Genomic DNA, 21,409 nt, shown 5'->3' on the forward strand with positions numbered 1-21,409 from the left:
ACCAAGATGCTGTATTTGAAAACAAGTGAGAGATGGAATGGCGAACGACGACCTCGATTTCACACGGCGCATGTACTTTCCGACAATGGTTTTTCAAATCGATGTGAAAAACCCCGAAACGCTGAACGAAACCCTGATTGAAAACATTTACACCGAACGCATGCGCGACCAGAAAGGCATCAGCCGGTCGAACATCACCGCGCTCGGCGGCTGGCACAGTCACAACGACCTGCACAAGTCCGAGGATTACGCCCCGCTGGTGGAAAAGGTGAACCGGGCCACGGCCAAGATGTCGGCCAACATGGGATATGCCGACAGCCACGAGATGAAGATCGGCACCATGTGGTCGATCATCAACCCGCCGGGCTGCGTGAACAAGGCGCATGTCCACCCCGGCTGCATGTGGAGCGGGGTCTACTATATCCAGGCACCCGAGAATTGTGGTAACATCGAGTTCATTGAACCCCGAACGGTGCATTTGATGAACCAGGCGAAATTTCAGCCGAACAAGAAACGACCCAAGGAATGCTGGACCAAGGTCCGCTTCACGCCGGTCGCAGGTCGGATGCTGATTTTCCCCAGCTGGCTCTATCACTCGGTCGACATCAACGAATCCAAGGCCGAGGGCAACGACGCCAACCGCATCATCATCAGCTTCAACCTCAACCAGGTGAAGAAGCCGAACAAGAAGACATAGCTCTTCCGGAGCACCTGCGCGGCGGTGCCATGCGGCACGGCCCCACATGGGATCGTCCGAGGCGGTCCGGTCCGGTTCGGCAACGACGGAAGGACTTTGAACGGTGAATTCAGCCAAGGCACTCCGAGGATCGGCGCGCGCCGCCGTCCGCAAGGGCGGGTTCATCCTCACGTCCTCCTTCCTGCTCAGCTTTCTGGTCAATGTGCTGCGGCTGGCCGGGCCGATGTTCATGATCTTGATCTACGACCGGGTGCTGACCTCACGCTCGGTCGAGACGCTGGTGGCGCTGGTGGTGCTGGTGATGGGGCTGCTGCTGGTGCTCGGCGTGCTCGACTACGCCCGAAAGCGGCTGCTGGCGCGGTTCGGCGCGCAGTTCCAGGAAAAGATGGAACAGACCCTGCTGCGCCACTCTGGCCGCAACCACGTGTTCCAGCACAACAAGGCCAAGCCCGCCGTCGGGCTCGACGAGGTCGATGGGCTGCGCGGCTTCTTCCACTCCGGTTCGCTGATCGCGATCTTCGATTTCATCTGGGCGCCGATGTTCGTCGCAGTGGTCTTTGTGCTGCACCCTCTGCTGGGCTGGGCCTGCATGGCCGGGGTCGGCATCATTGCCCTGCTGGCGGCGCTGCAGGCGATCTTCATGGGCGGGCGGCAGGAACGCTCTCGCGCCGCCGGCGGCCTTGTCAACCAGCTCAAGAACGTGCTCATCGCCTCGCGCGATACCGTCCGGTCGCAGGACATGGGCGTCGGCTTCAACCCGCGCTGGCAGCAGGCCCGCAACCAGGCGCGCGACGACTCCATTGCCCTGCGCGACTGGACAAGCTGGTTCGAGACCATGTCGCGGATCACCACCATGCTGGTGCGCTACGCGGTGCTGGCCACCGGGGCCCTGCTGACCCTGCAGGGCGAGCTGACGGTGGGTGCGATGGTGGCCGCCACTTTCCTGGTGACCCGAATCCTCGGGCCGGTCGACCGGTTCTTCACCCAGTTCCCGCGCATGATCGAGGCACGGCAGCATTGGCAGCGGCTGACCCGCATCCTCGCCAATCGCGCCGAGGAGCTTGAGGATGACTACGCCGAACAGCCCGGCGCGCCCTACCGGATGGTGCTGCAGAACCTCTCGGTCCGCTCGCCGCTGACCGGCGACCTGATCCTGCGGTCGGTCTCGCTGACCGCCAATGCCGGTGAGGTGATCGAGATCAACGGGCTGTCGAGCCAGGGCAAGACGGTGCTGATGGAAACCATCCTCGGCATCTGGCAGCAGAGCGCCGGCGCGGTCCTGATCAACGGTCGCAACACCGCGCGGCTGACCGATGCCGAGGCGCAGCGGATCTTCGGCTATGCGCCAGAGGCCCCCGGCTTCGTTGCCGGCACCATCGAAGAGAACATCTCGGGCTTTGAGGCCAACCCCGATGCCGAGCGGGTCGGCGATGCCGCAAGGCGGGCGCGGATGCACGCCTCGATCTGCTCGCTGCCCGAAGGTTTCAAGACCCAGATCGATGCCCGCGGCACCTGTTTCTCGTCCTTCGAGCGCTATCAGCTGGGGCTGGCCCGGGCGCTCTATCACAACCCAGAGATCCTGATCATCGACCAGCTCGATTCCGATATGCTGGTCCGCATCCCGAGAAAGCTGAAGCAGACCCTGACCGCGCTCAAGGACGAGGGTGCGCTGATCGTGATGACCGCCCGCGCGCCGCTGGGTCTGGATTATGTCGACCGGCAGTTCCAGCTCAAGGATGGCCGTTTGACCGAGACCAGAGGATCGGCCTCGTCGAACCAGAACCGCAAGATGGCCGAGGCCAAACCCGCCGCCGGCCCGCAACGGCCGCATGTGGTGGCGGTCAGCAGCGCGCCGGACGAAGACGCGCGGGCCAAGCCCAAGATCGCGAGGCGCTAGGCGATGACCGACACCCCGGACCGCAGCCGCCGAACCTGGACCACCGGCCGCCCCTTCACCATCGTGGTGCTGACGATGATCCTCGGGCTGGCCGGGCTGGGCTACTGGTCGACCCAGGCGCGCATCTCCGGCGCGGTGATCGGCAAGGGCGCACTCGAGGTCTCGACCACCATGACGGCGGTGCAGCATCCGGTGGGTGGCGTGGTCGACCAGATCTTTGCCCGCAACGGAGACCGGGTGCACGCCGGCGACCTGCTGGTGCGGCTCGACAGCAGCCAGCCGCGCTCTGATCTCACCGTCACCGAGGGCGAGCTGTTCGAGACGCTGGCCAATATCGCCCGGCTCGAGGCGGTGATCGACAACCGCGAGCGGCTCGATCTGCACCCGCTGCTCACCGAGGCCGCAGCCGCGCGCGAGGACATCGCCCTGCTGGTGGAACGCCAGCACCGCCAGCTGACCGCGCATTTCGAGGCGGTGACTTCGGGCATGGGACTGCTCGACGAACAGGCCCAGCAGATCCGCGCCGAGATCGCCGGTGTCACCTCGCAACTGGAGGCGACCCGCGACGAGCTGACACTGCTGGCCGAGGAGATCGCCAACGCCGACATCCTCGCTGAACGCAATCTGATCAAGGGCTCTGACGTCTACAAGCTCAAGAAGGAAGACGTCGCCATGCGGGGCGACATTGGTCGGCTCGAGGCCAAGATCGCCGAGCTGCGCGGCAAGATCTCGGAGCTGACGCTCAAGCGGCTGGCGGTGGTGCCGGTGGCGCAGGAAAAGGCCGAGGATGCGCTGAGCAAGCTGCGACCCCTGCGCACCCGTTACATGGAAAAGCGGCTGCAGCTCACCGACACGCTGAGCAAACTGGAAATTCGCGCGCCGGTCGATGGCACGATCCACCAGTCGGCGCTGTTTGGCGCACGTTCTGTGGTAGTAGCGGCCAAGCCGCTGATGATGATCGTGCCCAGCAGCGAACCGGTGCAAGTGGCGGTGCGGGTTGATGCCACCGACATCGATCAGGTGCATGTCGGTCAGGAGGCCTCGATCAAGTTCAAGGCCTTCAGCCAGCGCGAACTGCCGATCATCCTCGGCGACGTGGCGCGCATCTCGGCCGATGCGATCTCGGACCCGGTGACCAAATCCTTCTACTACGACGTCAAGGTCACCCTGCGCACGCCGGAGATGGCCAAGCTGGGCGACCGTGACCTTGTGCCCGGCATGCCGGTCGAGGCGTTCATGTCGACCAACAGCCAGATTGCCATTCAATACGTGCTGCGGCCGATCAAGCACTACTTTGACCGCGCCTTCCGCGATACCTGAGGCTATTGCGGCTTCGGCGTCGCGTGGAAATCGCCGGCGGCCAGCACCGGCGAGGCATCGATATCCTCGGCATCGAGCATCGCGGCGACCCGCTCGAGCGAGGACAAGAGCTGCGCCTGCTCCCAGTCCTGCATCCGCTCGAAGGCGCCGACGAATCGCTGTTGCAGTGCATCGGGCACGTCCTTGACCACGCTGCGGCCCTTGTCGGTGATCACCACATGGGTCTGGCGCCGGTCAGTCTCTGAGCGCTGCCGCGACACCATCCGGCCGGCCTCGAGCTTGTCGATCAGCGCGGTCACCGTCGCCTGCACCACCCCCATCTGGGTGGCCAGCACCTTGGGCGTGGTGCTGCCGTCGCGCTGGCCGTGCAGGATCTGCAGCACCCGCAGCTGCGCCGGGGTGATTCCCGCCGCCAGCGCGAGATTGCGCTCATAAAGCGTCGTTGCCCGCAGGATTCGCCGCAGGGCGATCAGGCATTCGTCGACACGGATGGGCGGCAGCTCTGTCATGGCGCACAGTGTCGCATGAAGCGGCCCGTTGCTTCAATCGGCAAACTATCATGGGATATTCGTTCACGTGGCGAAGAAACCACGGGTCAACCTCCTTCGATAGCCTTTCCAGTTTCGGCACATATTTGCCGCAAAGCCCGCTATGAGCGCCGCAAACCCAGATAAATCTACTTCGCATGTTGAAGTTTTGCTGCTCTGCAGCTATTTAAAGTCTCGAACGATCAGGGAGGCGAAAGCCCAATGCCGAAAGACATGACCGAACCCCGAACGCGTAAGCTCCGTTTGCGCAAGCCCGACGCGACGGACGGAGCCGACATCTGGGCGCTTGTCAAAAGCTGCAAGCCGCTCGACGAGAATTCCATGTACGCGAACCTGATCCAGGCGGATCACTTCCGCGATACCTGCGTGGTGGCAGAGCTCGACGGCGAAATCGTCGGCTGGATCTCCGGCCACATGATTCCTGCCAAGGACGAGCTCTTCGTCTGGCAGGTCGCGGTCAGCGCGACCGCGCGGGGCCTCGGTCTCGGCAAGAAGATGTTGCTGGAACTGGTCCAGCGCGACGCCTGCGACGGCGCCGACCATCTCAAGACCACGATCACCAAGGACAACGCCGCATCCTGGGGGCTCTTCAAGAGCTTTGCCCGCGAAATCGGCGGCGAACTGGCAGATGAACCGCATTTCGAACGCGATGCGCATTTCGACGGGCATCACGACACCGAGCACATGGTGACGATCACCCTGCCGGCGCCCGAAATGCTGGCACGCGCTGCCTGAAGCACACCGACATTCCCGGAATTTACCAACGCACCAAGTGCGAAAGGATACCTCATGCCCAAAGACATGACAGAGACAGACACACAGACCATCTTCGAACGCCGCGAGAGCGCCGCCCGTTCCTACTGCCGCTCGATGCCCGCCGTCTTTACCAAGGCCAGCGGCTCCGAGATGACGGCCGAGGACGGCACCCGCTACATCGACTTTCTCGCCGGCTGTTCCTCGCTGAACTACGGTCACAATGACCCGGACATGAAGTCGGCGCTGATCGATCACATCAGCGCCGACGGCATTGCCCATAGCCTTGACCTGCACACCAACACCAAGGCCGAGTTCCTCGGTGCCTTCGACCGCCACATCCTTGCCCCGCGCGGCATGGATCACCGGGTGATGTTCACCGGCCCGACCGGCGCCAACGCGGTGGAAGCGGCGATGAAGATTGCTCGCAAGGTCACCGGCCGCACCAATGTCATCGCCTTCACCAACGGCTTTCACGGTGTGACCAACGGCGCGCTGGCCGCGACCGGCAACGGCTATCACCGTGGCGGCGCCGGCATGGCGCTCTCCGGCGTGACCCGGATGCCCTATGACGGCTACTTCGGCGCCGACACCGATACCGCCGATTTCCTCGAGGCGATGCTGGGCGACAAGTCCGGCGGCGTCGACGCCCCCGCCGCGATCATCCTCGAGACGGTGCAGGGCGAAGGCGGTCTGAATGCCGCGCGCCCCGAATGGGTGCAGCGCATCGCCAAGCTGGCGAAAGAGCATGGCGCGCTGCTGATCATCGACGACATCCAGGCCGGCTGCGGCCGCTGCGGCACCTTCTTCTCCTTCGAGGAGATGGGCGTGACGCCGGACATCGTGACCCTGGCGAAATCGCTCTCGGGCTTCGGTCTGCCGATGGCAATGCTTCTGGTGCGCCCCGAGCATGACGTGTTCGGCCCGGCCGAGCACAACGGCACCTTCCGTGGCAACACCCATGCCTTCGTCACCGCGCGCGTCGCGATCGAGAAGTTCTGGGCCGATGATGCCTTTCAGACCGAGCTGGCGGAAAAGGCCGAGCTCATCAACGCCAAGCTGACGAAGCTGGCCGGCATGGTCGCAGGCTCCAAGATGAAGGGCCGAGGGTTGATGCAGGGCGTCGACGTGGGCTCGGGTGAGCTGGCCGGCGCGATCTGTGCCAAGGCCTATGAAAACGGGCTGGTGGTCGAGACCTCGGGCAACGAGGATCAGGTGGTCAAGATCCTGGCGCCTCTGACCACCCCGGCCGAGCTGTTCGAGAAGGGTTTCGACATCCTTCTCGCCGCGGCCGAGACCGTGATTTCCGAACAGACAGCAATCGCAGCGGAGTAACCGACATGATCGTGAGAGATTTCAACAAGATCGTCGATTCCGAGCGGGATCGCGTGGTATCGGATGCCAACTGGACCTCGGTCCGGATGCTTCTGGCGGATGATGGTATGGGCTTTTCGTTCCATATCACCTTCCTCGAAGCCGGCTCCGAGCACACCTTCGAGTACAAGAACCACTTCGAGAGCGTCTATTGCATGAAGGGCAAGGGATCGATCACCGATCTCGCCACCGGCGAGACGCATGAGATCACCCCGGGCGTGATGTATGCGCTCGACAAGCACGACCGTCACGTGCTGCGGGCCGAGGAAGAGCTGGTCATGGCCTGCTGTTTCAATCCGCCCGTGACCGGCACCGAGGTGCATCGCGAAGACGGGTCCTATGCGGCAGCAGAGGTAGCGTAACCATGTCCCATACAGTCGAAAAAATCGGCGGGACATCCATGGACCGCATCGATGAGCTGCGCGATACGCTGATCGTCGGCGACCGCAAGCCGGAGGACCTTTATGGTCGCGTCTTCGTGGTCTCGGCTTTCGGCGGCATCACCAACTTGCTGCTCGAACACAAGAAGACCGGCGAGCCCGGCGCCTATGCCGCCTTTGCCAGCGATGACAATGATCACGGCTGGCACGACCGGCTGGACCGCGTCGCCGAGGCGATGACCGCCGCGCACACCCGCGTGCTGGACAACCCGGCCGATATCGAACGCGCCGATGCCTTCGTCAACGACCGGCTGCTGGGCGCCCGCAACTGCCTGATCGACCTGCAGCGGCTGTGCTCCTACGGGCACTTCCGCCTGTCGCAGAACATGGGCCAGACCCGTGAGCTGCTGGCCGGTCTCGGCGAATCGCATTCCGCCTTCGTCACCTCGCTGATGTTGCAGCGGGCGGGCGTGAACGCGCGGTTCATCGACCTGTCGGGATGGTGCGACGATGGCGAGATGTCGCTCGACGAGCGCATCACCGGCGCGATGGAGGGGGTCGACCTGACCGCCGAGATGCCGATCGTCACCGGCTATGCGCAATGCGCCGAGGGCCTGATGGGCGAGTTCGACCGCGGCTACTCCGAGGTCACCTTCTCGCGCATGGCGGCGCTCACCGGCGCACGCGAGGCGATCATCCACAAGGAGTTCCACCTCTCCTCGGCCGATCCCAACCTTGTCGGTGCCAATGCCGTCAAGAAGCTGGGCCGGACGAACTACGATGTGGCCGACCAGCTGTCGAACCTCGGGATGGAGGCGATCCACCCCAAGGCCGCCAAGACCCTGCGACAGGCCGATGTGCCGCTGCGGGTGACCAATGCCTTCGAGCCGGCCGACCCCGGCACGCTGATCGACGATCAGCCGGCAGAGGAGGCGGCGGTGGAGATCGTCACCGGCCTCGACCTCTTTGCGCTCGAGGTGTTCGAACAGGACATGGTGGGCGTCAAGGGTTACGATTCGACCGTGCTTGAGGTGCTGACGCGCCACAACGTGCGGATCGTCTCGAAAGTGACCAACGCCAACACGATCACCCATTACGTCGACACCTCGATGAAGGTGCTGCGTCGGGTCGAGCGTGACCTGGCCAAGCTCTACCCCTCGGCCGACGTCTCGTCGCGCGCCATCGCCATGGCGGCGGTGGTCGGGCGTGACCTCTCCGGTCTCTCGGTGCTGACCCGCGGCTTGCAATCGATCGCCGCAGCCGGGCTCGAGGCCATCGGGGCCACGCAGGGCCCGCGCCACGTGGACGTGCAGTTCATCCTCGAGCGCGACGCCCTGAAGCCGGCGATTGCCGCGCTGCACGGCGCGCTGGTCGAGGAAAACAGCCCCAAGCTGGCGCGCGTCGCCTGACGCGCCCTGCATGACATGATGAGAAGGCCCGCCCGACAGCACCGTCGGGCGGGCCTTTTTCATGCTGAGAGCGCGTCCAGCGCCGCCAGCACCCGGTCGGGCGTCGCCGGGAAATCGCGCAGCCGCGCGCCGCAGGCGTGGTGGATGGCGTTCAGGATCGCGCCCCCTGCCCCACAAATACCCAGCTCGCCGATGCCCTTGGCCTGCATCGGCCCGGCCCAGGGATCGAGCTCTTCAAGGAACTGCACATCGAGCTTGGGCACGTCAGCGTTCACCGGAACGTGGTATTCGGCGAGGTCGCGGTTCACCACATGGCCGTCGCGGCGGTCATGGGTCAGCGCCTCGGTCAGCGCCATGCCGATGCCCCAGATCATGCCGCCGTGGCATTGCGACCGCGCGGTGCGCAGGTTGAGGATGCGCCCGGCCGCAAAGGTGCCCTGCATCCGCCGCATCCGCACCTCGCCGGTGACATCGCTCACCGCGACCTCGGCGAAATGCGCGCCGAACGTGGCCTGTCGGACCTTCTCGCTGGCCTCGCCCGGGTGCACATGGCCGTGACCGGTCAACGCGGCCCCTGCAAGCACATCGCCGAGGCTCTGACGGGTGTTGCCCTGCACCACCGCGCCGTCCTTCAGCGTCAGGTCGGTCTCGTCACAGCCCAGCCGCGCGGCGATCTGCCGCCGCAGCTCCATCCCCGCCAGCCAGACCGCGGTACCGGTCGAGGCCGCGCCGACCGAGCCGCCAGAACCCGACCCCGGCGGATGCGCGGTGTCGCCCAGCGAGACCGTGACCTGATCCTGCGGCAAGCCCAGCAGCTCGGCGGCAATCAGTTGCAGGATCGCATAGCTGCCGGTGCCGATGTCGGTCATGTCGGTCTCGACGGTGGCGCCTTCGCCGGTCAGCCGGATGCGCGCCTCGGCCTCGATGATCATGTTGACCCGAAAGGCCGCCGCCATGCCGGTGCCGATCCACCACTCGCCCTCGCGCCTCTGTCGCGGCGCGGCGGGCCGGTCGGCCCAGCCGAAACGCTCGGCACCTTTGGTCAACGCCTCGCGCAGTCGGTGCGAGGAGAAGGGCTTGCCGCTCTCCGGGTCGGTGTCGGGGATGTTGCGCAGCCGCAGCTCGACCGGGTCAACCCCCGCCGCCGCCGCCAGCTCGTCCATCGCCACCTCGAAGGCGGTGACCCCCACCGCCTCGCCCGGCGCGCGGACCGAACCTGCGGCGGGGCGATTGATCCGCGCCACCTGCATCTTGAGGCGACGGTTGGCGGCGGCATAGGCGAAATGGCTGGCCTGCAGCACCGGCTCGGCAAAGCTTTCCTGCGGCAGGTTTGACACCAAAGTCTCGTGCCCCAGACCGGTCAGCCGGCCCTCGGAATCGGCGGCCAGCCGGATATGCTGGCGCGTCTCTGACCGGCGGGTGTTGACCTCGAAGACATTACGCCGGTGCTGCACCACCCGCACCGGCTGCCCCAGCTCCATCGCCGCCAGCGCGGCGGCGACGCAGTCGGCGGAAATGCCGAGTTTCGAACCGAAACCGCCACCGACATAGGGCGCCAGGAGGCGCACCTTTTCGGGGTCGAGACCGACGCTGTCGGCCAGTTCGTTGCGGTTGAACTTCAGCATTTGCAGCGCGCCGCGCAGGGTCAGCTGTTCGCCATCCCATTCCGCCAGCGCTGCATGCGGCTCCATCGCCGCCGAGTTCATCGACGGCGTGGTATAGACCGCGTCCACCGTCACAGCGGCATCGCGCATCGCCGCGTCGAGATCGCCCTGCGCGGTCTGCTTGTCGTCGGGCTCTTCCGGCGTCACCGCCTGCGGATCGACCGGCGCGTCCCTGCCGTCGATCTCGACCTTCAGCCGCTGCGCCGCGTGCCGTGCCTGTTCAAAGCTGTCGGCCACCACGAGGGCAATCGGCTGGCCTGCGTATTCGGCCTCGTCCACCCCCTGCACCGGCGCCTCATTGGCCATCCCCTGCGCGGCGTTTCGCACCATGCGGGCGTCGCGCAAGACCAGCCGAACCCCCGCCATGCCGCGCACCTCGTCAAGGTTGGGGCAGCGCACCTGCCCGATCCGCGGCGCGCGGCGCAGAAAGCCGTGCAGCATCCCCTCGGGGTGCGGTTCGGCCGCGTAAGTCGCCGCGCCGGTGGCCTTGAGGATGCCGTCTGGCCGGGCGCTGTCGGTGCCAAGCACGCCCTGCGCCATGTCGTCGGTGCGATTGGTCTCCTCGCGGCTGTCGATCTTCATCTCGTAAGTCATTGCGCAGCCTCCGTCAGAACCGCCTTGAGCGCGCGTTTCGCCAGCGGCAGCTTGAATTCCGTTCCCTCATGTGGCGTGGCGTCTCGCAAAAGCACCTCGCCGGCCTTGTCGAACAGCGCCTCCGACGGCGCCTCTCCGGCCAAGAGCCGTTCCACCTCCGGATCGCGCCACGGCCGCGAACCGAGGCCGCCAAAGGCCAGTGCCGCCTCGGCAATCCGGCCGCCCTCCATCCGCAACACCGCGGCGACCGAGACCAGCGCAAAGGCATAGGACGCGCGGTCACGCACCTTGCGATAGACCTGCCGGTCACCCAAGGGCGCCGGCAACCGGACCGCGGTGATCAGGTCGCCGGGGTCGAGCGTCGTCTCGAGATGCGGGGTGTCGCCCGGCAGGCGGTAGAAATCATCGAGCGCCAGGTCGCGTACCGCGCCATCTGCCGCCGCGACCTCGACCCGCGCATCGAGCACCCGCATTGCCACCGCCATGTCCGACGGATGCAGCGCCACGCAATGCTCCGAGATACCAAGCACCGCGTGGTTGCGCATCTCGCCCCCCAGCGCGGCACAGCCGGAGCCCGGCGCGCGCTTGTTGCAGGCGGCGTCGGTGTCGTAGAAATACGGGCAGCGGGTGCGCTGCAACAGGTTGCCGCCGGTGGTCGCCTTGTTGCGCAGCTGCCCCGAGGCCCCGGCCAGCAGGGCGCGCGACAGCACCGGGTAACGCCGCCGCACCGTCATGTCTGCCGCAAGGTCGGAATTGGTGACCGTGGCGCCGATACGCATCCCGCCGTCCTGCGCTTCGATCCCGTCGAGCCCGAGGCGCGAGATATCAACCACCCGCTCCGGCGCCATGACTTCGAGCTTCATCAGGTCGATCAGGTTGGTGCCTCCGGCAATGAAACTGGCACCTTCGCTGGCCGCGGCGGCACGGGCGGCCTCGGCCGACTCGGGGCGTTGGTAGTCGAAAGGCCTCATTGTGCCGCCTCCTTCTCGTCGCCGGTCCGCTGGTTGACCTCGGTGATCGCGGCGTTGATCCCGGGGTAGCAGGAGCAGCGGCAGAGGTTGCCGCTCATCCGCTCGGAGAGCTCGTCATGGCTCAGTTCCACCGCGCCCTCGAGATCGGCGCTGACATGGCTGGGCCAGCCGGCGCGCAGCTCGTCGAGCATCGCGGTGGCCGAGCAAATCTGGCCCGGCGTGCAATAACCGCACTGCATGCCGTCATGGTCGACAAAGGCCTGCTGCAACGGCGAGGGCCCGCCCTCGGCCAGGCCTTCGACGGTGGTGACCGCCTCGCCATCATGCATCACCGCGAGGCTGAGGCAGGCATTGATCCGCCGCCCCTCCACCAGCACGGTACAGGCACCGCACTGGCCGTGATCGCAGCCCTTCTTGCTGCCGGTCAGGCCGATATGGTCGCGCAAGGCATCAAGCAGGGTGACGCGGGGGTCGAGGTCGAGCGCGTGGCGCTGACCGTTTACGGTAATCGTGACGTTCATGGAAACTCTCCTGCGGGTGACGCGGTCTCAACGTCACCGGCGCGCGGGTGTTCCATGGGGATCGGGATCGTCTGGGCCGCAGAGGTCGAGAGGCGCGCGCAGGCGAGTGCTGCGGCACGACCGGGAGGCTGTCTGGAAAATGGTGCCATATACGGCCGGCTCGCCCGCCTTGAGGGTCGTCAGCGTCGTTTTGAGCCACGGCAGCTGGCGGCTCGTCGCAACGATGATCACGCTCCAGTTCGATGCGCTCTTTGCCAGCCGGCTATCCGAGCGAGACTTCGCCATGCTCACCAACCGCAATAAGCTCGGATCGATTTTGACAGCAGCCCACCCGACAGTAGATCACTATCTCCCGGCGCTGACGATTGCAGGTGCGTCCAACCAGCGGGGCGATCTCACCTTCATGACGAATGCGATCGATCTTGGCTCGGTCTCGATGCGCTCATTCGTATTCCACGCAGCCTGACGAAGGCGACGCGGAAATGAGCCGGCCGGGGTGGCAGCTGTCGTTCTCGGGCGCATGGTTCGCGTGGCGTGCGCCAGGCTCGTCGGACGCGGATCACCCGGGTCGCAAACGACGCCACCACGCCAAGCAAGCCGAGCGCCGTCCTGGCCACGACCATGGCCGCACCCACCATCGCGGCAAGCGCACTGCGCCGCCGCCGACCGCGGTGAGAACGCGCCGCAGGAACGCCGGAAGCGGGCCGGGTCTGGGGGCATCGAGTCTCGCCAGAGCGTCATGGACGATCCGGCGGATCAAGCGCAGCGGATGCCGTGCCGGAATGCGCTCCTCACGATCGGCATAGCTGAACAGCGATCCCGCGGCCTCGTCCGTCCCGCGCATCGTCATCCTCTCCACCACTGCCGTGCCGAAGCTGAATCACGTTCTCGAAACCGCGTCGAGACCGGTGCTTTTCAGCAGCCTGTCAGATGAATTCGGTTTACAGAGCCCCAGATCTGGCATATCAATTTAGTTAACTATTATATTTTGGATTCTCTTTGACATGCTACAAAGTAGGCCAACAAAGCCGAAGTCTCCTGATGGGGTGTCCATCTCCAGCCTTTTAGGGGGCGCGGATGTGGACTCAGGAACTGGCGGCGTCGCATTTCGCGTTCTGGATCTGTTGCGTGATCTGATCGTGACTGTGCAGCTTCGGCCCGGTCAGCGCCTTTCAGAGCTCGAAATCGCTTCCGCACTCGGCATCAGCAAAACTCCGGTGCGCGAGGCGCTGATCCGGCTGGACGAGATGGATCTGGTCCGGATCGTGCCGCAGAGCGGAACCTACGTCACCCTGATCTCGGTGCAGCGTTACACCACAGCCTGCTTCATCCGCCTGCACCTCGAAGTCGGCGCCGCGCGCATGGCAGCCGCCTCGGCGGCCCCGCCACACAGCTTAGAGAAGCTGCGGCAGATCCACGACCAGCTCATCGACGCCGAGACCCGGGATGATCATTCCGCCTTCGTCAGCCGAGACGAGGACTTCCACCGCGAGATTTTCCTGCTCGCCGGGCATCTCGACGCCTGGGTCACGGGCCGACGGGCGCAGTTCGACCTGAACCGCGCGCGCAACATCCGCCGGGAGCATCGCATCCCACGCGGACCAGAGGTGATCCGGCAGCACGCCGAGATCATCGCCGCGCTAGAGGCGCATGACCCCGATCGTGCCGAGGCGGCGATCCACGCCCATATCGGCGACCTCGAGCGCCAGGTCGGACGCCTGTTCACCGACAATCGCCTGAACGGATTGATTGAGTTGCCGAAACCGAACTGACCCCACCCGCGGCAGCAGCCGGCGCCCTGGAGGAGGGCAAGCGCCTTTGGGCGGGGTCTTGTCATGCACTTAAGGAGGAGAACGCATGCGCAGACTTGGATTGACGGTGTCACTTTTGGCATCGAGCTGCTTGGCCGGAATGGCCGCAGCAGAGGACCATAGCCGGATCGTGGAGGAGCCGCTGGAACTCACCATCCACTTCCATTCGGACTTGACCCAAGGCTACGAGGAGGATTTCCCCGTCGAGCAGAAGGCCAGAGAGCTGACCGGCATCCACCTGGTGGACCAGACCTCGGGTCGCAACACCGCCAATACGCTGGAGGCCACCAACCTGTTGCTCGCTCAGGGCGGCATGCCAGACATCGTCGGCGGGCTGCTGATCAAGCAGGTGGTCAACGAATACGGACCACAGGGCGCTTTTCAGCCGCTCAACGACCTGATCGAAGAGCACGCCCCCCACATCAAGGCATTGCTTGACGAACGCCCCGACATCGCCAAGTCGATCACCGCCTACGATGGCAACATCTACTACATTCCCTACGTGCCCGACGGGAAATACGGGCGGGCCTATTTCGTCCGCCAAGACTGGCTCGATAAACTGGGACTCGGCCAGCCGGACACGGTCGACGAGCTCTATGAAGTGCTGGTGGCCTTCCGCGACCGCGATCCCAATGGCAACGGCAAGCAGGACGAGGTGCCCTTCTTCGTCCGCCACTGGGAAGAGGCGGTACGGCTGGTCACCCTCTGGGACGGGCGCACCTCGGGGTCCGATACATTCCACGACTTCCTGGTCGAGGATGGCCGCATCGTCCACCCCTACGCGATGGAGACCTATCGCGACGGGCTGGCCGAGGTCGCCCGCTGGTACGCGGAAGGCCTGATCGACAAGGAGGTCTTCACCCGCGGTCGCTCGGCAAGGGATTTCCTGCTCTCGGGGGATCTCGGCGGCATGACCCATGACTGGTTCGCTTCGACCTCCGGCTACAACGCCCACCTGGCCGATGACATCGAGGGGTTCAATTTCATCCCCTTCCTGCCGCCGAAGACAATCAGCGGCAGGCGTATCGAGGAGCACCGCCGCATCCCGGTCAAGCCCGACGGCTGGGCGATCTCGCACACCAACGATCACCCGGTGGAAACCATCAAATACTTCGACTTCTGGTTCTCCGAGCAGGGCAAGCTCCTGTCGAACTTCGGCGTCGAGGGTGACTCATGGGACATGATCGACGGCGAACCAGTATTCAAGGACGTGGTGCTGAGCGGCACCGAGCCGATCAACACCCACTTGCGCAACATCGGCGCCCAACTGAAGAAGGGGTTCGCCCAGGACTACCGCTACGAGTGGCAATGGACCGCCGAGGGCGCGCGCAAGGGGATCGAGCTCTACGAGACCGAGGACCTGCTTGTCGACCAGTTCCTGGGCGTGGCGCTGACCAAGGAAGAGCAGGAGGTCTACGACCGCTACTGGCACGCGATCCTGGTCTATATGCTCGAGCGCCAGCAAGCCTGGTTCCTGGGCACCGGCGACGTCAAAGCGGACTGGGACGACTACGTCGCAGCTCTGAAGAGTAAGGGCTACGACAAGGTCATGGAAGTGATGAACGCCGCCTACCAGCGCCAATACGGTTGAGGCCGTGCGAGGGCGGGCGGGGCTTGGCCCGCGCCGCCCTGCCCGCCCCCCGGGGACGGCCGGGGCGATCGTCCCGGTCCCGACTGACAGGGCGGGTCCGTCTGCCCTCCAGGCCAATCTCCCTGTCAGGGGGCGAGGCACTCCCCTGTCAGTCTTGTCTTCCTTAACGGCCAAGGAATCCCGCGCCGCGCGGGTGCCGCGACACGTCGAGCACCACGAAGAAATCACCCACCAAAGAACGGACTCTAAATGAAAATCACCGATGCGAAGGTCTTCGTCGGGGGACCCGGCAAAAGCTACGTCACCATAAAGATCATGACGGACCAGGGCACCTACGGCCTCGGCGACGCTACGTTGAAAAGCCGCGAGACCCTGACTGCGAAGTATCTCACCGACTACCTGATCCCCAATTTGATCGGGAAGGACCCGCGCAACAGCGAGGACCTGTGGCAGTTCTTCTACCGCGGTGCCTACAACCGCGGCGGCCCGATCGCGATGGCGGCCTTCGGCGGCATCGACATGGCGCTCTGGGACATCAAGGGCAAACTCGCGAATATGCCGCTCTACCAGCTGTTTGGCGGCAAGAGCCGGGACGGCGCGCTGGTCTACGGCCACGCTACGGGCGCCGACCTCGAGGACCTGATGGACTCCATCGCCTGGTATCAGGAGGAAGGCTACAAGGCGGTGCGCGTGCAATGCGGCATCCCCGGCATGCCGACCGCAAGCTACGGGGTCTCGCAAAAGGGCAACTTCAAGAACTACATCACCGATTTCAGCGGCATTCAGCCGGACGTCGAAATCTGGGACACCGACAAGTACCTGCGCTTCATGCCGGACGCGCTGATGCAGATCCGCGAGCGCTTCGGTCCCGATCTCAAGATCCTGCATGACGTTCACCACCGGCTGACCCCGCGCGAGGCAGCGGAATTCGCCAAGGAGGTGGAACCGGTGCGGCTGTTCTGGCTGGAGGATCCGACCCCGGCCGAGGACCAGGATGTGCTGCGCCACATCCGGCAGCACAGCACCGTTCCGATCGCAATCGGCGAGGTTTTCAACTCGATCTACCAGTGCAATCGGATGATCGAGCAGGAGCTGATCGACTTCATACGTGTCGCGGTCACCTATGCCGGCGGCATCACACCGGTGAAGCGGATCGTCGACCTTGCAGGCCTCCACAATGTGCGCACCGGCTTTCACGGCGCGCCGAGCCATTCGCCGCTCTGCATGGCGGCACAGGCTCATCTCAACGCTTGGGCGCCCAATTTCGGCATTCAGGAATGGCTGGTTCTGGGCACGCCGGAATGCGACGCCCTGTTTCCCACGGAACATCGGATGGAAAACGGCATGGTCTGGGTCAGCGATGCGCCGGGGCTGGGGATGGATTTCGATGAATCCGAGGCGGCCCGCTACGAATACGAGCCCTCCAGTCACCCGGTGACCCGGTTGGTGGACGGCACTCTCTGGAATTATTGACCCAGAGAGCCCTGATGGCGAAGAATGTCTAAAATTATCTAAAGAATAACAAAAACTACAGAACACAACCGTTGACATATTTTGCCCAAATACTAACCTACCAACTAGTAGATTCGAAAAGCTAAGGGAGGAGCTTCAATTGACTAGCAAAAAGACAGACGCGGAAAATCAATCCGAACCCGTGAGCCCGGAGACGGAAAAGGCAACAGCACCCCGCGCCAAAGCGGTTGGCCGGCGTGAATTTCTCACCTCGGGCGCCGCCGCGGGTGTTGCCACCGCGGCAATCACAGTCGGTGGTGGAACGCCGGCGCAAGCCCAGGCGACCGGGGCCGAGGGCGCAGCCGAGCAGGTGCCCGGGACAGACAACAGTGGAATCAAGTGGGACTACGAAGCCGACGTGGTCGTAGTCGGGTCTGGTGGCACGGGACTGCCGGCGGCGATCAGGGCGCGTGACCTCGGCGCGTCGGTTCTTGTTGTCGAGCAGAATTTCGACATCGGTGGAAGGATGGCACACAGCAACGCCTATATTTCGCTCGGCGGCGGCGATGCGATCCAGAAGCGGGACATGCGCGGCGAAGGCGATCCGGACGGTTTCATCACCTCGCCCCCGATCGAGCCGCCGGAGGCGCTGGACGACAATCCGGAATTGCTTTTCAATGACTTGACCGATTGGTCGGTGGTCAACAACGCCGGCAAATCCCGGTATCGTTAGAATGATCCCGAGCTCATCCGCAGCTGGGCCGACAACACGGTCGCTGTCCGGCAATTCATGATGGACAACTACGTCCGCTTTTCGCGGATCTTTGGCACCCATACCGGCGGCGGCCTTTCGCGGGCCCGTCGGGCGCAGCCGATGTTGAACCTGGGCGAGGTCACGGACATGCGGGCCGGTACAGTCACCGCAGAGGATGCGGGCCAGAACGAGCGCGTCAGTCACTTCACGATGCGGATGATGGACGGCGCAAGCACCTTGCTGCGAGGTGGCCCAAATACCCGGATGATGGGAGTCGCGATTTCTCGGCCTATGGAATTCAGCGCCAAGGAAAAGGGCGTTCAATTCATGCTTAATCGCCGCATGGATGAAATTATCAGAGAGGACCAATTTTCTGGAAGGGTTATCGGAATTAAAACAACCTACTTTCCGCGTCGAGACCCCGAAACCGGAGAGCGCCTTCAAAGCTATGCCGATACGGTCGGCGGCGAATGGGCCAAGGGCGTCATTGAGGACGAAGGCGAAACGGTATATATCCGCGCGCGCAAAGCGGTCATCGTCGGCGCCGGTGGTCATCATGGCAATCCCAAGTTCCGGAGCATGTTCTATCCGGCCTCGCTGGAGCCGTCGCATGTCACCAACGGCTGGGCCTGGCTCGGCGGACCTGGTCGCGCCAATGACGCCAGCGGCATCATCGCTGGCATGCGTGTCGGCGCGAACCTTGCCGGGATGGAGCAGAACCGCGACAACAGCTCGTCGCGCCGGCTCGGCTCGCGGCTGGCCACCACCGACCGCACTGGCGGCGAATACCCGGGTAACCCGGCCTTCACCTTCCGCCGCTCGGTCGGCATCGGTGTCGGGCGCAGCGGGTTCGAGCATCTGATCGCCGTCAATCAGGTGGGCAAGCGCTTTGCCGGCGAGATGGGCATGTTCTTCGACGGTGGCGGCGAGGCGATGTATCCGCAGAACAAGGCGCTCTATCCTTGGGATGAATACGAACCCGGCAACTGGCGCAACGCCGAGACCGAGATGGTGGCGGAGAACTACGCCGACACCCACGCCTTTGCCGCCGCGCTGTCGATCAACGAAGGCTCGCAGCCGCCGCATTACCTGCCGGGGCCGATCTGGGCGATCTTCGACCAGGCTGCCGTCGACCGCGCCGGCTGGAAGATCGGCTACCCCTATACCGGCGACAACGGGCTGTTCTTCAAGGCCGGCACGTTGGAGGATCTGGCCGCCGCCGTTCTGGCCGGCAACGAGCACCAGACTGTCGAGATGTCCTACCTGGCAGAGACCGTCAAACGCTGGAACGGCTTTGTTGCGGCCGGTGTCGACGAGGATTTCGACCGCCATGTCGGCGGCGTGCCGATGCATGAAATCGGCAACGGCCCGTACTACGCCGCCCGGATCACGGTCGAATACCACGACTCCTGCGGTGGGTTGCGGATTAACGGCAAGGGGCAAGTCGTCGACATGGAACTCGACGTCATTCCGGGGCTCTATGCGGGCGGTGAATCCGCCGGCGGCTTCGAGATGCACGGTCTCGGCCGCGCCTGCACCCAAGGCTACATCGCCGGCACCAACGCCGCGCAGGAAGCCGTCTGACCAAAGCACCGTCCTGGCCTCTGACACCGGAGGCCCGGGCGCAGCCTGACAAGAAAAGCAATGAATTGGAGGAGATTATCATGGACAGACGGACATTCTTTCAGACCGCCGCGATCGGCGGCGGCGCCGCGGTTGCGGCCGGCCTCGGCGCGATCACCGGGGCGGGCGCCGCCCGCGCCAGCACCGCCAGCGCGCAGGGCGTGGCGCAATCCGATCCGCATATCACCTGGAACATCTTCACCCGCCACCTGCAATGGCTGACCACCGAGGCGGAAGCTGTGGCCCACCCCTATGACACCGGGGTGAAGGTCGGCGAGGCGGCCGCCGAGATCGGCTATACCGCCGTCAACCCGACGATCCGGCGCGGCGGTCATGTCGACCCCTCGCAGGTCGACGTGCGCAAGAACCTGCCGCTGTTTCTCGACGGGGTGCGCAGCACCGGCGTGACCTGCGATTTCATCACCACCAATATCGTCGATGACACCGCGTCGATTGCCACCAACAACGGCCAGGAGGTCTATGCCGAAGACCTGCTTGCCATCGCCCGCGACGAGGGGATCACCCGCTACCGCTGGGGCGGCTTCCGCTATGACGAGGAAGAGGCCTTCGGCCCCGAGATCACCGCCCAGCTCGATGCCTTCCAGCAGCAAATCGAGGGGCTGGCACAGCTCAATGAACGGATGGGCATGACCGCGGTCTATCACACCCATTCCTCGAGCGGTCGCGGCGCGCGGTCGGTCTGGGACCTGATGCACATCCTCAGCGCCTACGACCCGAGCCAGCTGGCGATCAACTTCGACATCGGCCACATGACCAACCAGGGCACGCTGAGCTCATGGCAGACCAACCTGCGTTACGCCATGCCCTATGTCAGCAGCGTCGGCCTGAAGGACACCAAGGTGTTCCGCAAGGAGGACGGCACCGTCGAATCGGCCTGGCAGCAGGCGGGTACCGGCATGGTTCAATGGAAGAAGTTCTTCGAGCTGCTGCTCAAGGGCGGCTTCTCAGGTCCGGGGGAAAGCCACTACGAGTATGACGTGGTCGGGCTCAATGGCGATGTTGCGGTGCTGAACACGACGTTCTGGGCGGACCATCCCCAGTTCGCCTCGGGCAACCTAGATCGCGAGTTTATGATCAAGGAGCTAAGCAAGGACCTCGTCACCTACAAGACCGCGGCCCGTGCCGCCGGCTGGGCGCCCGATCAGCTCACCTGACCTCGCGTGCGTGGCGGTCCGCCAAGTCGGCCGCCACGGACCGCATCTGTCGGTGCCATGCGCCTGCGCAGACCGGGCCCAGAGCGGTCGCTCGCAACATAAATGAACTGACAGCCTGCGCGGGCAAAGCGCCGCTGAGGGCCATGAAGGGATTACGACATAATGCCAGCACCCAGCCAGACCACATCTGAACTGAAACGCCTGGCGGCCATGGTCTGCACGGGCTTGTGCCTGCCGGGCGCCGCACTGGCTCAGGACCTCGATGCCGAGGTTATGACCGCGGGCACCACGCTCTACCAGGATTTCTGCGCAGCCTGCCACGGTGAGCAAGGCAGCGGCACGTCCTCCGGACCACCTCTGGCGACCAGTTCCAGGCTCCAGAACATTGACAAGTTGGTTGGCCAGACCCTCGACGGTGGCGAATATATGCCGGGCTTTGCCTTCCTGCTGTCAGATGCCGAGGTCTCGGCGGTCCTGACGCTCATTCGCAATTCCTGGGGCAATGACTTCGGCCCGGTCCAGCCAACCGATGCGGAGAGGTTGCGCTGAAAGCCCTACTCTGAAGAGAGGCCATGAATTGATGCAGACCTGCTCCCCTTGGAGTCCGCGCTTATAGGTTAGCTCTGTTCAGGGTTTGGTCTTCTTTTGACCGTTGGTGATACTCTCGCGGGGTGAGCCCGTCGAGGCTCTGACGTGCCCCCCGCAAAATCCCTCACCATGAAGTAGAGTTTGCCCAACCTATGTAGGAGCAGACGAATGCGTAAGAGCCGTTTCACCGAGGCGCAAATCATCGGGATGATCAAAGAGCAGGAAGCCGGGATGCCGACGGCGGAGGTGTGCCGTCGGCACGGCCTGAGCCCGGCGACCTTTTACAA

Annotated in this window: 17 protein-coding genes and 3 pseudogenes; 15 read left to right on the top strand and 5 right to left on the bottom strand. The window is 64.4% G+C overall.

Going from position 1 to position 21,409, the window contains the following annotated elements; all coding sequences use genetic code 11:
* Window positions 1–37: 37 nt before the first annotated feature.
* From VOI27_RS09600 to VOI27_RS09610, 3 genes are all read left to right on the top strand, one after another.
* Window positions 38–697 carry a TIGR02466 family protein gene (locus VOI27_RS09600; protein WP_323765115.1) on the top strand — a complete coding sequence of 220 codons (660 nt, stop codon included), beginning with the start codon at window positions 38–40 and terminating at the stop codon, window positions 695–697.
* A gap of 103 nt (window positions 698–800) precedes the next feature.
* Window positions 801–2,594, top strand: coding sequence for a type I secretion system permease/ATPase (locus VOI27_RS09605; RefSeq protein ID WP_323765116.1), 1,794 nt, complete (start codon window positions 801–803; stop codon window positions 2,592–2,594).
* Between the two features lie 3 nt (window positions 2,595–2,597).
* Window positions 2,598–3,914, top strand: coding sequence for an HlyD family type I secretion periplasmic adaptor subunit (locus tag VOI27_RS09610; RefSeq protein ID WP_323765117.1), 1,317 nt, complete (start codon window positions 2,598–2,600; stop codon window positions 3,912–3,914).
* Between the two features lie 2 nt (window positions 3,915–3,916).
* Here the strand turns inward: VOI27_RS09610 and VOI27_RS09615 are convergent, their stop codons facing one another.
* Window positions 3,917–4,423 (bottom strand): MarR family transcriptional regulator, encoded by a 507-nt coding sequence (locus VOI27_RS09615; RefSeq protein WP_323765118.1) that lies wholly within the window; start codon window positions 4,421–4,423, stop codon window positions 3,917–3,919.
* Between the two features lie 240 nt (window positions 4,424–4,663).
* Here VOI27_RS09615 and ectA point away from each other — a divergent pair, with 240 nt between their 5' ends.
* From ectA to VOI27_RS09635, 4 genes are read left to right on the top strand one after another with little or no spacing between them, the layout of a single operon-like run.
* Window positions 4,664–5,197, top strand: a complete 534-nt coding sequence (gene ectA, locus VOI27_RS09620; protein WP_323765119.1) for a diaminobutyrate acetyltransferase — start codon at window positions 4,664–4,666, stop codon at window positions 5,195–5,197.
* A 54-nt stretch (window positions 5,198–5,251) separates the two neighbouring features.
* Window positions 5,252–6,550: a diaminobutyrate--2-oxoglutarate transaminase gene (ectB, locus tag VOI27_RS09625; protein ID WP_323765120.1), complete on the top strand. Its 1,299-nt coding sequence runs from the start codon at window positions 5,252–5,254 to the stop codon at window positions 6,548–6,550.
* Window positions 6,551–6,555: 5 nt separating this feature from the next.
* On the top strand, window positions 6,556–6,951 hold the full coding sequence (locus VOI27_RS09630) for an ectoine synthase (RefSeq protein ID WP_323765121.1): 396 nt from the start codon (window positions 6,556–6,558) through the stop codon (window positions 6,949–6,951).
* Between the two features lie 2 nt (window positions 6,952–6,953).
* The gene (locus tag VOI27_RS09635; RefSeq protein WP_323765122.1) at window positions 6,954–8,378 is read left to right on the top strand and encodes an aspartate kinase; all 1,425 of its coding nucleotides are present in this window, start codon (window positions 6,954–6,956) and stop codon (window positions 8,376–8,378) included.
* Between the two features lie 59 nt (window positions 8,379–8,437).
* Here the strand turns inward: VOI27_RS09635 and VOI27_RS09640 are convergent, their stop codons facing one another.
* Genes VOI27_RS09640 through VOI27_RS09650 form a run of 3 tightly spaced genes read right to left on the bottom strand, consistent with a single transcriptional unit; the run spans window position 8,438 to window position 12,128 of the window.
* Window positions 8,438–10,636, bottom strand: a complete 2,199-nt coding sequence (locus VOI27_RS09640; protein WP_323765123.1) for a xanthine dehydrogenase family protein molybdopterin-binding subunit — start codon at window positions 10,634–10,636, stop codon at window positions 8,438–8,440.
* Window positions 10,633–11,607, bottom strand: a complete 975-nt coding sequence (locus VOI27_RS09645) for a xanthine dehydrogenase family protein subunit M (RefSeq protein WP_323765124.1) — start codon at window positions 11,605–11,607, stop codon at window positions 10,633–10,635. Before VOI27_RS09645 ends, VOI27_RS09640 begins: the two co-directional genes overlap by 4 nt.
* A complete protein-coding gene (locus VOI27_RS09650) occupies window positions 11,604–12,128 on the bottom strand; it encodes a 2Fe-2S iron-sulfur cluster-binding protein (RefSeq protein WP_323765125.1) in 525 nt (174 codons plus the stop codon). Before VOI27_RS09650 ends, VOI27_RS09645 begins: the two co-directional genes overlap by 4 nt.
* Window positions 12,129–12,360: 232 nt before the next feature.
* Between VOI27_RS09650 and VOI27_RS09655 the strand changes: the two are divergent.
* A pseudogene (locus tag VOI27_RS09655) lies at window positions 12,361–12,594 on the top strand (4,5-DOPA dioxygenase extradiol); the annotation flags it as partial.
* 249 nt (window positions 12,595–12,843) lie between these two features.
* On the opposite strand, the pseudogene VOI27_RS09660 reads toward VOI27_RS09655, so the two are convergent.
* A pseudogene (locus tag VOI27_RS09660) lies at window positions 12,844–12,972 on the bottom strand (IS5/IS1182 family transposase); the annotation flags it as partial.
* 235 nt (window positions 12,973–13,207) lie between these two features.
* Here VOI27_RS09660 and VOI27_RS09665 point away from each other — a divergent pair.
* From VOI27_RS09665 to VOI27_RS09695, 7 genes and pseudogenes are all read left to right on the top strand, one after another.
* Entirely contained in the window at window positions 13,208–13,900 is a 693-nt protein-coding gene (locus VOI27_RS09665; protein WP_323765127.1) for a GntR family transcriptional regulator, read from the top strand.
* Between the two features lie 85 nt (window positions 13,901–13,985).
* Window positions 13,986–15,530: an extracellular solute-binding protein gene (locus VOI27_RS09670; RefSeq protein ID WP_323765128.1), complete on the top strand. Its 1,545-nt coding sequence runs from the start codon at window positions 13,986–13,988 to the stop codon at window positions 15,528–15,530.
* 249 nt (window positions 15,531–15,779) lie between these two features.
* Window positions 15,780–17,003, top strand: coding sequence for a D-mannonate dehydratase ManD (gene manD / locus VOI27_RS09675; protein WP_323765129.1), 1,224 nt, complete (start codon window positions 15,780–15,782; stop codon window positions 17,001–17,003).
* Between the two features lie 397 nt (window positions 17,004–17,400).
* A pseudogene (locus VOI27_RS09680) lies at window positions 17,401–19,320 on the top strand (FAD-binding protein).
* 80 nt (window positions 19,321–19,400) lie between these two features.
* Window positions 19,401–20,534, top strand: a complete 1,134-nt coding sequence (locus tag VOI27_RS09685) for a sugar phosphate isomerase/epimerase family protein (protein WP_323765130.1) — start codon at window positions 19,401–19,403, stop codon at window positions 20,532–20,534.
* Between the two features lie 162 nt (window positions 20,535–20,696).
* On the top strand, window positions 20,697–21,083 hold the full coding sequence (locus tag VOI27_RS09690; protein ID WP_323765131.1) for a cytochrome c: 387 nt from the start codon (window positions 20,697–20,699) through the stop codon (window positions 21,081–21,083).
* A 207-nt stretch (window positions 21,084–21,290) separates the two neighbouring features.
* Window positions 21,291–21,409: transposase (locus tag VOI27_RS09695; RefSeq protein ID WP_323765132.1), on the top strand; the 119-nt coding region annotated here is incomplete at its 3' end.

Source organism: Marinovum sp. (genome assembly GCF_034669705.1).
Classification (GTDB): Bacteria; Pseudomonadota; Alphaproteobacteria; order Rhodobacterales; family Rhodobacteraceae; genus Marinovum.